The 12,751-nt window shown below is 70.1% G+C and carries 11 protein-coding genes; 9 read left to right on the top strand and 2 right to left on the bottom strand.

Annotated features, from left to right (window positions below):
- Window positions 1–43: 43 nt before the first annotated feature.
- Window positions 44–1,198: a pyridoxal phosphate-dependent aminotransferase gene (locus AC0IY0_RS17060; protein WP_147906141.1), complete on the top strand. Its 1,155-nt coding sequence runs from the start codon at window positions 44–46 to the stop codon at window positions 1,196–1,198.
- A 4-nt stretch (window positions 1,199–1,202) separates the two neighbouring features.
- Here the strand turns inward: AC0IY0_RS17060 and gph are convergent, their stop codons facing one another.
- The gene (gene gph / locus AC0IY0_RS17055; protein WP_147906140.1) at window positions 1,203–1,901 is read right to left on the bottom strand and encodes a phosphoglycolate phosphatase; all 699 of its coding nucleotides are present in this window, start codon (window positions 1,899–1,901) and stop codon (window positions 1,203–1,205) included.
- A 128-nt stretch (window positions 1,902–2,029) separates the two neighbouring features.
- Here gph and AC0IY0_RS17050 point away from each other — a divergent pair, with 128 nt between their 5' ends.
- The 7 genes from AC0IY0_RS17050 to AC0IY0_RS17020 all read left to right on the top strand — a co-directional run bounded on the left by AC0IY0_RS17050 (window position 2,030) and on the right by AC0IY0_RS17020 (window position 8,960).
- Window positions 2,030–2,494, top strand: coding sequence for a hypothetical protein (locus AC0IY0_RS17050; protein ID WP_147906139.1), 465 nt, complete (start codon window positions 2,030–2,032; stop codon window positions 2,492–2,494).
- Between the two features lie 130 nt (window positions 2,495–2,624).
- Window positions 2,625–3,338: a ribose-5-phosphate isomerase RpiA gene (gene rpiA / locus AC0IY0_RS17045; protein WP_471764729.1), complete on the top strand. Its 714-nt coding sequence runs from the start codon at window positions 2,625–2,627 to the stop codon at window positions 3,336–3,338.
- A gap of 31 nt (window positions 3,339–3,369) precedes the next feature.
- A complete protein-coding gene (locus AC0IY0_RS17040) occupies window positions 3,370–3,933 on the top strand; it encodes a DUF2059 domain-containing protein (RefSeq protein ID WP_147906137.1) in 564 nt (187 codons plus the stop codon).
- Window positions 3,934–4,133: 200 nt separating this feature from the next.
- Entirely contained in the window at window positions 4,134–5,405 is a 1,272-nt protein-coding gene (locus AC0IY0_RS17035) for an O-antigen ligase family protein (RefSeq protein ID WP_471764779.1), read from the top strand.
- Complete coding sequence (gene gor, locus AC0IY0_RS17030; RefSeq protein ID WP_419829454.1) at window positions 5,402–6,784, top strand: glutathione-disulfide reductase; 1,383 nt, start codon at window positions 5,402–5,404, stop codon at window positions 6,782–6,784. Before AC0IY0_RS17035 ends, gor begins: the two co-directional genes overlap by 4 nt.
- 54 nt (window positions 6,785–6,838) lie before the next feature.
- Entirely contained in the window at window positions 6,839–7,159 is a 321-nt protein-coding gene (locus tag AC0IY0_RS17025) for an RNA polymerase sigma factor region1.1 domain-containing protein (RefSeq protein ID WP_147906134.1), read from the top strand.
- 418 nt (window positions 7,160–7,577) lie between these two features.
- Window positions 7,578–8,960: a class II 3-deoxy-7-phosphoheptulonate synthase gene (locus AC0IY0_RS17020; protein ID WP_461230974.1), complete on the top strand. Its 1,383-nt coding sequence runs from the start codon at window positions 7,578–7,580 to the stop codon at window positions 8,958–8,960.
- Between the two features lie 38 nt (window positions 8,961–8,998).
- Here the strand turns inward: AC0IY0_RS17020 and AC0IY0_RS17015 are convergent, their stop codons facing one another.
- The gene (locus AC0IY0_RS17015) at window positions 8,999–11,878 is read right to left on the bottom strand and encodes an EAL domain-containing protein (RefSeq protein WP_471764727.1); all 2,880 of its coding nucleotides are present in this window, start codon (window positions 11,876–11,878) and stop codon (window positions 8,999–9,001) included.
- A 211-nt stretch (window positions 11,879–12,089) separates the two neighbouring features.
- Between AC0IY0_RS17015 and AC0IY0_RS17010 the strand changes: the two genes are divergently transcribed.
- Window positions 12,090–12,467: a cupredoxin domain-containing protein gene (locus AC0IY0_RS17010; RefSeq protein WP_471764726.1), complete on the top strand. Its 378-nt coding sequence runs from the start codon at window positions 12,090–12,092 to the stop codon at window positions 12,465–12,467.
- Window positions 12,468–12,751: the final 284 nt, after the last annotated feature.

The raw sequence follows: 12,751 nt of genomic DNA, 5'->3' as shown, positions 1-12,751 counted from the left end.
CGAGCACTGCACCGCCTCCGCCCTCGCGCCCCGTCAGGAAAGCATGATCCCGATCTCCCGACGGGCCGCCGCCGTCCAGCCGTTCCTCGCCATGGACGTCATGGCCGCGGCCGCCGCCAAGGCCCGGCGCGGCGACGACGTGGTGCGCATGGAGGTCGGCCAGCCCTCTGCGCCGGCCCCGCGGGCGGTGATCGCGGCGGCGCAGGCGGCGCTCGCCACCGGTCGCGTCCCCTATACCGAGGCGCTCGGCCTGCCGGCTCTGCGCGAGCGGATCGCCCGGGATTATGCCGAGCGCCATCGCGTCGCGGTGAGCCCGGAGCGGGTGGTGATCACCACCGGCTCCTCGGCAGGCTTCGTGCTGGCCTTCATGAGCCTGTTCGATGCCGGCGCCCGGGTGGCGGTGCCGCAGCCCGGCTATCCGGCCTACCGCAGCATCCTGGCCTCCCTCGATCTCGTGCCGGCCCCGATGGTGCTGCGCGTCGAGGACCGTTTCGCTCCCACGGCCGCGCTCCTGCGCGAGGCCCATGCGCGCGCACCGGTGGCCGGCGCCCTGGTGATGAGCCCGGCCAACCCCTCCGGCACGGTGATCACGGAGGACGCGTTGCGGGACCTCTGCACGGCCACCCGCGACTTGAACCTGCCGCTGATCTCGGACGAGATCTATCACGGCCTCAGCTACGGCGTTCCGACCGTGACTGCCCTGCGGTTCGACCCCGACGCGGTGGTGATCAACTCGTTCTCGAAATACCACTGCATGACCGGCTGGCGGGTCGGCTGGATGGTGGTGCCGGAGGTTCTGGTCCGCCCGATCGAGCGGCTGGCGCAGAACCTCTACATCTCGGCGCCCTACCTTTCGCAGATCGGCGCGCTCGCCGCGCTGGACGCCACGGAAGAACTCGACGCCGTCCGCGACGGCTATGCCCGCAACCGGGCGATCCTGCTCGACGCGCTGCCCGGCCTCGGCCTCGGGCGCGTTCACCCGGCCGACGGCGCCTTCTACCTTTACGCGGACGTGGCGAACCTCACCAACGACGCCACCGATTTCTGCAGGCGCATGCTCGACGAGGCCAACGTCGCCGCGACCCCGGGGCTCGATTTCGATCCGGATCTCGGCCACCACCACGTCCGGTTCTCGTTCGCCGGCTCCGAGGCCGAGTGCCGGGAGGCGGTGGTGCGGCTGCGGACCTGGCTGCGCTGAACGATCAGGCCGCGCCCACCGGCACCAGGGCGCGGACCGCCTCGGCCAGATCCGAGAAATGCTCGATCACCCGGTCGGGCCCGAGCTCGGCCACCGGCACGTCGGTGTAGCCGAACGTCACCGCCACCACCGGGATGCCGGCAGCCTTGGCGGTGTCGATGTCGGTGCGCGAGTCGCCGACCATCACGGCCTGGGCCGGGTCGCCCCCAGCGCGTTCGATCGTGCCGGTGAGGTGGCTCGGATCGGGCTTGTAGGCCGGGAAGGTGTCGCGCCCGCAGATCGCCGCGAAGCGATGGCCGATCCCGAGCAGGCGCAGCAGCTCCACCGACTGGCCCTCGAACTTGTTGGTGCAGACCGCCAGCCGGAAGCCCGCCGCCTCCAGCGTGTCCAGCGCCTCCGCCACACCGGGATAGAGGTGCGACGTGTCGGCGAGGTGCTCGCCGTAATGGGCGATGAAGGCCTTGAACAGCCGCTCGTGGTCCTCCGGCGAGAGCGCGCGGCCCTCCGCCTCGAAGCCCCGCCGGATCAGCGCCTTGGCGCCGGCCCCGATCAGGCCGCGGGCCTGGGACAGGGGCAGCTCGGCCAGGCCTTCGCGCTTCATCAGCACGTTGAGCGTGCCGATGAGGTCGCCCGCGGTCTCGGCCAGGGTCCCGTCCAGGTCGAACACGGCAATCGGCGGACGGGCGGTCGATTCGGGCGGCATCGGGACGGGCTCCTGCTGGGCTACGGCCTCGCTAAAGCCGGCCGGAGGCGGGTGCAAGGCGGCGCGGCGCCCCACACTCGCCCGAAAGCCCAGCGAAAGGCGAGGGGCGTCAGTTCCCGGATCCCGTGATGAAACCGTCTCTGCTCTTGCTTGCCACCTGCCTTGCGCTCGCCAGCGCGCCGGCCGCCGCGACCTCGTTCGAGTTCGTGCCCGCGCCGCAGACCGACCTGAACCGGATGTACCGGGTCGACAAGGTTACCGGCGAGGTGACCTCGTGCCAGTACGGGCTTCAGGAATCGGCCGGCGGCATCGGCCAGACCGTGTGCTTCGGCCCCGGGGAGGGCGCCGGGGCTCAGGCGCCGTCGGAATACGGGCTGGTCGCAAGCCGCCACACACGCGAGGCCGGCGTGTTCCGGGTCAACTACCGGACCGGCGAAATGAGTATCTGCTTCGTGCTGGTGAAGAAGGAGCAGGTGGTCTGCACTCAGCAGGCCAAGCCCGGCGCCGAGGGCGCCTCCGATGCGCCGCTGACCGGACCCGCGCCCGGCAGGGCCGGGGCCAGCGCCACGCCGGCACAGGGCGGCCGCTTTTGAAGCCAGCGGCCCCGCGGAGCCGTTCCGGTCCGCCCTGCGGCATGCTAGGGGCCGCGCGACCGACCCAGGAAGCCCGGCTGCCCCGCATGCGCGACATCTCGATCCACCCCGCTCACCGGGCGTCCCTGCGGTGAGCGGACCGGACCTGCGCCGGGCGGCGGCGGCGCGCGCCCTCGACCTGGTCGAGCCTGGCATGCGGCTGGGCCTCGGCACCGGCTCGACCGCGGCGGCCTTCGTGGCCCTGCTCGGCGACCGCGTCCGCGACGGGCTCGACATCGTCGGCGTGCCCACCTCAGAGGCGACGCGGGTGCAGGCCGAAACCCTCGGCATCCGCCTCGCTACCCTGGACGAACAGCCCGAGCTCGACCTGACCATCGACGGCGCCGACGAGGTGGACGACCAGCTGCGCCTGATCAAGGGCGGCGGCGCCGCGCTGTTGCGGGAGAAGATCGTCGCCTGCGCCAGCCGCCGCATGGTTGTGATCGCCGATGCGGCCAAGCATGTCGCCCGGCTCGGCGCCTTCTCGCTGCCGATCGAGGTGAACCTGTTCGGCCTTACCGCCACGCACCGCGCGGTCGAGGCGGCTGTCGCCAAGGTCGGCTGCTCCGGCCCGGTGCGGTTGCGCCGCGATCCGGCCGGCAAGCCGCTTCTCACCGATGGCGGCCACCACATCCTCGACGCCCATCTCGGCGCGATCCCCGATCCGGACGCGCTCGGAGCCGCCCTCTGGTCGGTGCCGGGCGTCGTCGAGCACGGCCTGTTCCTCGGCATCGCCGACGCCGCGATCCTGGCGGCGGACCGCGGTGGGCGGGCCGAGGTCACCATTCTCGGCAGCTTGGTCTGAAGCGCCAAACCCTTTCGCAGGAACATTCAGCATGTCCCGACGCCTCACCGCCGCGCTCGGCCTCGCGCTCGCCGCGGCCACAATTCTCCCGCATGCGGCTTCGGCCCAAGCCAACAAGCCGGCCCCGGGCAAGCCCGCGGCGCAGCCGAACACGCCGGCCGCCGCGACGCCGAATTTCACGGCGAGCCACCTCGCTCTTGCCCGCGAGGTAATGCTCAGCTCCGGCATCGCCCGCTCGTTCGATTCGGTCCTGCCGGCCTTCGCCGACCAAATCCGCAAGCAGACGGTGACCCGGCCGGAACTCGCCAAGGATCTCGACGAGGTGCTGACCGCCCTCCAGCCCGAGATGGAGCTGCAGAAGCAGCGCATGATCGACATCGCCGCCCGCACCTACGCGGCGAAGTTCCCGGAGCCCGAGTTGAAGGAGATCGCGACCTTCTTCCGCTCGCCGGCCGGCAAGCACTACGTCGAGGCCCAGCCGCAGCTCCTCGACGAGATGGTGCAGGAGATGCAGGACTGGACGCAGGAAGTGTCCGAATACGTCATGGTCCGGGTTCGGGCCGAGATGGGCAAGCGCGGCCATCAGATGCAGTGAAGGGAGCGCGGGCGGTCGCGAGATCGGCTGCATCCCCGACTGTCCCACCCACGCGCTCATCCCAAGGCGACGGAGCGCAGCGGAGGCCCGTCTGAAGCCGTCCAAAGATCGCACGGCCGTCTGGAGGACTCCTTCGAAGCTCGCTGTGCTCCCACCTCGGGATGAGGGGGTCGTTTGGAGATCCGTTGCCCCTGAACGTCATGCGAGCGCCGTCTAACGCCCACAGGGCCTCCGAGAAGCTCGCCAGCCGCCTCTACACGGCGGGTGCGATCCTGCTTGCCGTCCTGCCGCTTGCCATGGTGCTCGCCAACAGGTCGAGCCCGGCGGTCATCGCCCTCGCCGCGCTCGCCTTCCTCGTCGGACGCTTCTTCGAGGATCGCCGTACCCTCGTGCCCCGGCTGCTGGCTCCGCTGGGCACGCCACTCGGCATCGCGGCGCTCGCCTTCCTGGCCTGGTGCCTCGTCTCCTTCGCCTGGGCGCCGTTCCCTGGCTCGTCGCTGCGGGTGCTCGGCGAATTCCTGCCGACCCTGGCCGCCGCCTACCTGCTCGCCTGCCTCGCCCCCGGGCGGATCCCGGCCTTCGCGCCCCGCCTCGCCGCGGCCGCGACCGCTCTGGCGGGCCTCGTCATCGCGGTCGACCTCGCCGCGGACCTCGCCCTCGAACGGGCGCTCGGACGCCGGGTCGCCGCCTTCGTGCACAATCGCCCGGCTTTGACGCTGGACCTCGTCGCCGGTCCCGTCGCGCTGGTGCTGTGGCGCGCCTGGTCCCGGGGCCTCGCGGCGGCCAGCCTGGTCTTCGCGGCTCTCGGCATTCTGCGCTCGATCAGCGGCGCCGCCCAGCTGGGGCTCCTGGCCGGGGCCGGGCTGTTCGGCCTGGCCCGGCTGCTCCCGACGCGGGTCGGGATCGCGCTTGCCGGCGTTGGCCTCGGCCTCGCCGTGGCACTCGCCCCTGTCGAGGGCGACCTGCTCGCCCGGATCATGCCGGACGCCGCGCATGAGCGTCTGGTGCAATCCTCCTCGCGGGCGCGGGTCGCCATCGCGCGCAGTTTCGGCGCGGCCGTGGCGGCCGATCCGTGGCGCGGGGCCGGGTTCGGGACCAGCGCGCGATTCGCCGAGGCTCCCGCGGCCAGGGTGGTCGCGCCCGAGATGCGGGTCCTCCTCGGGGTCGGCCACCCGCATAACAGCTTCCTGCAGGTCTGGGCCGAACTGGGATTGCCCGGTGCGCTCCTCGGCGCGCTGGTCCTGATGCTGATGCTCGGCCGCGTCGCCGGGATGCGGCAGCCCGACCGCGCCGCGGCACTGGGTCTCGTCGCCGGCGCGGCCGCCATCGCGTTCGTCGAGCACAATGGCTGGGCGGCGTGGTGGACGGCCGGGCTCGGCGCTGCCATCACGTGGATGCGCGAAGCCATTTGGATGCGTGAGGCGGCGACGTCCCGCACGGATACGAGACGCGAGATGGACGGCCCCGCATGAGCGCTTTCGACGTCGACCTCTTCGTCATCGGCGGCGGCTCCGGAGGCGTCCGGGCCGCCCGGATCGCGGCCGGCTACGGCGCCAAGGTCATGCTGGCCGAGGAGTACCGGGTCGGCGGCACCTGCGTGATCCGCGGCTGCGTGCCGAAGAAGCTCATGGTCTATGCCGGCCGCTTCGCCGACGAATTCGAGGATGCCGCGGGCTTCGGGTGGACGGTCGATAAGCCGCGTTTCGACTGGAGCGTCCTCAAGCGGCGCCGCGACGCGGAGGTCACCCGGCTCGAAGGGATCTACGACACCAACCTGATGCGCGCCGGCGTCGAGATCCTGCCCGAGCGCGCGGTGATCGAGGATCCGCACACGATCCGCCTGCTCGGCTCGGACCGGACGGTGCGGGCGGCGCGGATCCTGGTCGCGGTCGGCGCGCATCCGGTGAAGGAGCCCGCGGTGCCGGGGATCGAGTTCGCGATCACCTCGAACGAGGTGTTCGAACTCGAGGGCCTGCCCGAGCGAATCCTGGTGATCGGCGGCGGCTACATCGCGGTGGAATTCGCCGGCGTGTTCGCGGCGCTCGGCAGCCGCACGACCCTGCTCCACCGGGGCGACCGGCTGCTGCGCGGCTTCGACGACGAGGTCCGCGATGCCCTCGCCGAGGCCTATCGCCAGCGCATGGATCTGCGGCTCGGCCGTACGCTGATCCGGATCGACCGGCGCGAAGCCGGTCTGTGCGCGCAGCTCGACGACGGCTCCGAGATCCTGGTCGATCAGGTCCTGGTGGCCACCGGGCGGCGCCCGAACGTCGCCGGGCTCGGTCTGGAGAAGGTCGGGATCGAGACCGACGCCGCCGGGGCGATCCCGGTGGACGCCTATTCCCAGACCACGGTCCCGTCGATCTACGCGGTCGGCGACGTCACCAACCGCGCCAACCTGACCCCGGTGGCGATCCGCGAGGGCCACGCATTCGCCGACACGGTCTACGGGGGCAGGCCGTCCTGCGTCGACCACCGGCTGATCCCGACCGCGGTGTTCTCGACGCCGGAGATCGGCATCGTCGGCCATACCGAGGCTGCCGCCCGGGAAATCTACGGCAAGATCGACGTCTACAAGGCGCGCTTCCGACCCATGAAAGCGACGCTCTCGGGCCGTGAGGAGCGGATCCTCATGAAGGTGCTGGTCGATTGCGCCAGCGACCGGGTGGTGGGCGTCCACATCTTCGGCCACGATGCCGGCGAGGTGATCCAAGCCGTCGGCATCGCCGTCACCATGGGCGCCACCAAGGCGGATTTCGACCGGACGATCGCGGTCCACCCCACCGCCGCCGAAGAACTCGTCACCATGCGGGTGCCGGAGGTGACCAAGCATCCGGTCGGCGTCGGGTAAGTTCCCCGCGTCGCGGGGTCTCGACGCGGTGCGCGGCCGAGCCATATCAGGGGGATGGGTAAGCAAGGCGCAGGCAAGGGCAATCGCGAGGACGACGCGTACGCGCGCCGTCAGGCGATCATAGACGGCCTCCTGGCCGATGCCCTCCGGCCGGCCTTCAGCTATCGGGTGCCGAGCCACGACGCGCTGCCCGCCGACATCCGCCGGGCGATCGACCGGCTGCTCGCGAAGGCCGAGACCCAGCGCAGCCGCTGCCTGACCTACGACGACCTCGAGGAGGCGCTTCCGCCGCGCGACGTCTCCGCGGAGGATCTGGAAGCGATCTTCTGGATTCTGGCCGAGCACGGGATCGAGGTCGAGGACGGCGAAGCCTGAGCGAGCGGGGACTCCACACAGGCGCCTTGAGGCATCCGTGAATGCGGCTTGCTCACGCCGCGGGAGAATTCCCGCCGCCATTCCGGGGCGCCTGAGGCGTGCCTGGGATCCAGAGACGCCGAGGACGCAAGGGCTTGAGGCGGCGGTGATTATGGATCCCGGGTTCCGCTTCGCGACCGCGGGATGACGGGAATAATGTTCGCGCCTCGGTGAACCTTCAAACCTGCAGGGGGCATGTTCCTCACGCGCTCGGTTTGGCGTCCAAACCATCTCCCGCAGGCAAACCCGGCCCCAACTCTGCTTCAGGCTCCTGCCAGCCCTCAGGAATCCGCCCCTCGCATGCGCTGGGGAACCTCTCTATAAGCCGCGCTTCGCGCGTCATGCGCGATCGCACGACGAACGTGCGCGGAGAGAGGTCATGGCCGAGCGTTGGACACCGAAGAACTGGCGGAACCTGCCGATCCAGCAGGTCCCCGCCTATCCGGATTCGGCGGCGCTGCAGGCGGTCGAAGCCCAGATCGCGAGCTTTCCCCCGCTGGTTTTTGCCGGTGAGGCACGCAAGCTGAAGACGGCGCTCGGACGCGTCGCGGCGGGCGAAGCCTTTCTGCTGCAGGGCGGCGACTGCGCCGAGAGCTTCGACGAGCATTCGGCCGACAACATCCGCGACTTCTTCCGGGTGTTCCTGCAGATGGCGATGGTGCTCACCTTCGCGGGCGGCTCGCCCGTGGTGAAGGTCGGGCGCATCGCCGGCCAGTTCGCCAAGCCGCGCTCGTCACCCACCGAGACCCTCGATGGCGTGAGCCTGCCGAGCTACCGGGGCGACATCGTCAACGGCATCGGCTTCACGGAGGAAGCCCGCACGCCGGATCCACGCCGTCAGGTCGAGGCCTACCGGCAATCGGCCGCGACCCTGAACCTGCTGCGCGCCTTCGCCACCGGCGGCTACGCCAACCTGGAGAACGCGCACCGCTGGATGCTGGGCTTCGTGAAGGATTCGCCGCAATCCTCGCGCTACCAGGATGTCGCCGGCCGCATGACCGACGCGCTCGACTTCATGCGGGCGATCGGCATCAACCCGGAAACCCACCCTGAGGTGCGGACCACCGATTTCTACACCAGCCACGAGGCCCTGCTGCTCGGCTACGAGGAGGCGCTGACCCGCGTCGACTCGACCACGGGCGATTGGTACGCGACCTCCGGGCACATGCTATGGATCGGCGACCGCACGCGGCAGCCGGACCATGCGCATGTCGAATACGCCCGCGGGATCAAGAACCCGATCGGCCTGAAATGCGGTCCGTCCATGCAGGCGGACGGCCTGATCCGGCTGGTCGATCAGTTGAACCCGGAGAACGAGCCCGGCCGGCTCAGCCTGATCTGCCGGTTCGGCGCCGACAAGGTCGGCGACCACCTGCCGGGCCTGATCCGGGCGGTCGAGCGGGAAGGGCGATCGGTGGTCTGGATCTGCGACCCGATGCACGGCAACACCGTCGCGGCGGGCCGCTACAAGACCCGGCCGTTCGACCGGGTGATGCAGGAGATCGAGGGCTTCTTCGGCGTCCACCGGGCCGAGGGCACGTTCGCGGGCGGCATCCACCTCGAGATGACCGGCAAGGACGTGACCGAGTGCACCGGCGGCGCCCGGGCGCTCACGGCCGACGACCTGCAGGACCGCTACCACACCTACTGTGACCCGCGCCTCAACGCCGAGCAGGCGCTGGAGGTGGCGTTCCGCACGGCCGAGCTGGTCAAGACCGAGCGGAGCCACATCGAGCGCCCGCGCCTCGACGCGGCCGAGTAAGGCGCCAATCCCTCCCCCGCGCCGGGGGAGGGATGCTTTCAGGCGATCGCCCGGGCGGCGCCGTTCCAGCGCTGGATGACCTCGCTGACTTGGGCGACCGGGACCGGCCGGCTGATCAGGTAGCCCTGGACCTCATCGCAGCCTTCGGCGCGCAGATGCGCGAGCTGCGCTTCCGTCTCCACACCCTCGGCGGTGGTGGTCATGCCGAGGCTGGAGCCCAGCCCGATCACCGCCCGGACGATGAAGTCGGTCCCGTCCTTCACGCACAGGTCGCGCACGAAGGACTGGTCGATCTTGATCTTGTCGAACGGGAAGCTGCGCAGGTAGCTCAGCGACGAGTAGCCGGTGCCGAAATCGTCCATCGAGACCCGCACGCCGAGCGCCTTCAGGCTGTGCAGGATCGCGGTGGTCGCGCCGGGATTGGCTACCAGGACCGATTCGGTGATCTCCAGCTCCAGGCGGCGGCCGGGCAGGCCGGTCCGGCGGAGGGCCTCGCGCACCGCGGTGACGAGGCTCGCCGAGGTGAACTGCACCGCAGAGACGTTCACCGCCACCTTGAGCCCGTCCGGCCAGCGTGCGGCCTCCTCGCAGGCCCGGCGCAGAACCCATTCGCCGAGCGGGACGATCAGGCCCAGCTCCTCGGCGATCGGGATGAACTCGGCGGGCGAGACGAAGCCGCGGGTCGGATGGTCCCAGCGCAGCAACGCCTCGAAGCCGCAGATCCGGTCCGTGTCGAGGCTGTAGATCGGTTGATAATAGACCTCGAACGCCTCGCGGATCAGCGCGTCGCGCAAATCGCGCTCCAAGAGCCGCCGCGCCTGAAGGCGGGCATCCATCTCGGGCTCGAAGAACCGGAACGAGCCCCGGGCCTCGGTCTTGCCGCGGTCGAGGGCGACCTCAGCGTTCTTCAGGAGCTTCTCGCAGCTGGCCCCGTCGCTCGGTGCCAGGGTGATGCCGATGGTCAGCCCGACGCTGATCTCGTGGTTGCTCAGGCTGTAGGGCGCGCTCAACACCGCGATGATCCGGCGGGCCAGGATCGCGGCCTCCTCCGGGCGGTCGACGCCGCGCTGGACGACGATGAACTCGTCCGCACCGAGCCGGGCGACGCAGTCGATCTCGCGCACGCAGGCGGTGAGCCGCTCGCCGACGGCCGCAAGCAGCTCGTCGCCGACCCCGTGCCCGAGCGTCTCGTTGACCGGGCGGAAGTCGTCGAGGTCGATCGCGAAGACGGCGAAGCCCGAATCGCGTCCGGCCTGCGCCACCGCCATCTCGATCTGCTGGCCCAGGGCTTCGCGGTTCGGCAGGCCGGTCACCGTGTCGTGGTGCGCCAGGAAGGCGATGCGGGCCTCGGCGCGGCGGCGCTCGGTGACGTCTTCGTAGGTCGCTACGAAGCCGCCATCGGCGGTCTCGCGGCGGTCGATCGAGACGGTGCGGCCGTTGGCGAGTTCCTGGAACTGCGTGTGCCAGATGCCACCGCGATGCGCCTCGTGCTCCTGGTGGAGGAGGGCGGCGAGGTCGCTGCCGGGATGGTTGCCGACCACGAGGCTCGCCCGCATCACGTCCTGCGCCGACATCCCCGGAACGATCGTCCCGGGGGCCAGGCCGTAGATCTCGCTGTAGCGCCGGTTCACCACCATCAGGCGATGCTGCGCGTCGTAGAGGCAGAGGCCCTGGGACATGTTGTCCAGCGCTGCGTCGAGCCGCAGGTTGGTCTCGGTCAGCCGGTCCTCCTGCTCCTTGAGCAGGCTGATGTCGCTGCACACGGCCACGAAGCCGCCTGACTGGGTGGCGCTTCGGCTCACCCGCAGCCAGCGGCCGTCCGCAAGCCGGATGTCGCCGTCGCGGGCGAGCGCCAGGAAGCACTCGTCGAGGGATTGCGAGCCGGTGCCGGAACCGTCCTCGGTATCCGACGGGCAAATGCCGGCCAGGATCGCGGCCTCGAGGCCGTCGAAGAAGCGCAGCGCCTGGGCGTTGGCGAGCGCGATGCACCCCACGGCGTCGACCACCACCACACCTTCGCGGGAGGTCTGCAGCGCGTCCGTCACCAGGGCCTCGGCGACCCGGCGCTGGCTGACCTCGCGCTGCATCATCGCCTGGATGTTGTCGCGCATCACCGCCATCGCGCGGAGCAGGCTGCCGAGCTCGTCCCGGCCGCCGGCCGGGATCCGGTCGTCGAGGCGTCCGCTGGCGATCCGCTCCGCTGCCGCCGAGGCATCGGCCAGGGGGCCGGTGATCCGGCGGTTGAGCAGCCAGGCGATCAGCGCGCAGGCGAACACCGCCAGCCCCGCCGCGATGGCGTTGACGTGGATCTCCCGGGCCACCAGCATCCGGGCCGCCTGCCGGAAGGTGAAGCCGTCGCCCGCCGTGTAGTTGACCAGCAGGTCGATCTGGTTGTCGACCACGCTGGCATACTGGTCCAGCGCGTCCCAGCGCTCGGGACGGGCGGTGGCCGGGTCGAGGCCGCGGCGCATCTCCTCCCAAGCAGCCACCGCGGCCTGGACAGCGCCCGCGGTGCGCACCGACCGGTCCGATTGCGAGCGCTCCACGGCGATGGTCAGGTCTTCGGCGAGCGTCGTCGAGAGATCGGCGATCTCGGCATCCAGCTTAGCCGCCTGGGCGGCGTCGCGGACATGAGTCCGGCGCGCGAAGACGCTGCGCATCTTCGCGAAATCCGCCGCGGTCGCCCGGGCGTAATTGATCGACATCAGCGACTCGTCATAGGTGCGATTGACGAGCGCCCCGACATGCGAGATCGCCACCACGGCATAGAGTCCGAGCGCGCCCGAGAGCAGGCTCATGCCCAGGAACGCGACGAAGATCCGACCGCGGATCGTCGCCGAAACGCCCGTGATGCCGCGCATAAAGCGCATCAGACCCGAAGGCGGTCGCTCAGCCGTCGCTCTCTCGGGGTCTCGCATCGCACCGCGCCGTGTGACAGGTTCCATGAACCGTAATTGCCACATGTTAAGAGCCGATTAGCCGGAGCGATTATCGGTTCGTCTTATGGATAAACGTTTTGGGCCGTTTCTGGTCTCGCAAACAGCCCATTTCCGTGGAACGTGCGGGTTTTCGAAAATGATTTCGCAATAAAGTCTCAGGTAGATTGCCTCGATCAGCCCGAGGAATGCCATGGCCCCCGCTGCGCCGAGTATGCCCGTCCCGCTCCGCTGGAAATCGGCTCTGCCGGCGACCCTCGCGCTGGCCCTCGGCCTGATCTGCGGCCTGATCCTGGTCGGCAACCTGGAAGCCTCCGGATTGCTGGTGTCTCAGAAAGGCCGCGCGTTCCAACCGGGAAACATCGCACTCAGCCGCGGCGAGACGGTGACGTTCGTCAACGACGACAGCGACCTGCTGCACCACGTGTTCGTGGAATCGGATACGTTCAGCTTCGATTCCGGCGATCAGGAGCCGGGCAGCCGCACGCCGGTCACCTTCACCGAGCGTGGTACCTTTCAGGTGCTCTGCGGCATCCACCCGAAGATGAAGCTCGTGGTGCGGGTGAACTGAGACCGGTTCGACGGTCCGGGGAAGCCCCTTTGCTTCTGATCTCAGGCCGTTTTGCTCGCGCAACGCAGCCATCCAGTGCCGCGCGCGATCTCAGACCGTGACGCCTCCGTGGTTTGCGCGGCTACGTTCGCAAGGTGGCTGGACGTGCGGCGAAGGTTCCGCCAACTCGCGACGCCGAGCGCCGGAGGATCAGTTCCCACGCCTCTCGGGGTGCCGAGAAGCAGCCCGGTATGAAAGAGAGTTCGTAGAGGCGAGGGCGCCGAGAGAACCCTCCTCCAGCCTCA

The organism is Methylobacterium sp. AC315 (assembly GCF_979253755.1).
The sequence above is the reverse complement of the archived record's forward strand: the minus strand, read 5'-3'. Positions and strand labels throughout refer to the sequence as shown.

Excerpts from the sequence above, each read along its gene's own strand:
- AC0IY0_RS17060 (WP_147906141.1), top strand. The coding sequence starts at position 44 with ATGATCCCGATCTCCCGACGGGCCGCCGCCGTCCAGCCGTTCCTCGCC.
- gph (WP_147906140.1), bottom strand. The coding sequence starts at position 1,901 with ATGCCGCCCGAATCGACCGCCCGTCCGCCGATTGCCGTGTTCGACCTG.
- AC0IY0_RS17050 (WP_147906139.1), top strand. The coding sequence starts at position 2,030 with ATGAAACCGTCTCTGCTCTTGCTTGCCACCTGCCTTGCGCTCGCCAGC.
- AC0IY0_RS17040 (WP_147906137.1), top strand. The coding sequence starts at position 3,370 with ATGTCCCGACGCCTCACCGCCGCGCTCGGCCTCGCGCTCGCCGCGGCC.
- AC0IY0_RS17035 (WP_471764779.1), top strand. The coding sequence starts at position 4,134 with ATGCGAGCGCCGTCTAACGCCCACAGGGCCTCCGAGAAGCTCGCCAGC.
- gor (WP_419829454.1), top strand. The coding sequence starts at position 5,402 with ATGAGCGCTTTCGACGTCGACCTCTTCGTCATCGGCGGCGGCTCCGGA.
- AC0IY0_RS17025 (WP_147906134.1), top strand. The coding sequence starts at position 6,839 with ATGGGTAAGCAAGGCGCAGGCAAGGGCAATCGCGAGGACGACGCGTAC.
- AC0IY0_RS17020 (WP_461230974.1), top strand. The coding sequence starts at position 7,578 with ATGGCCGAGCGTTGGACACCGAAGAACTGGCGGAACCTGCCGATCCAG.
- AC0IY0_RS17015 (WP_471764727.1), bottom strand. The coding sequence starts at position 11,878 with ATGCGAGACCCCGAGAGAGCGACGGCTGAGCGACCGCCTTCGGGTCTG.
- AC0IY0_RS17010 (WP_471764726.1), top strand. The coding sequence starts at position 12,090 with ATGGCCCCCGCTGCGCCGAGTATGCCCGTCCCGCTCCGCTGGAAATCG.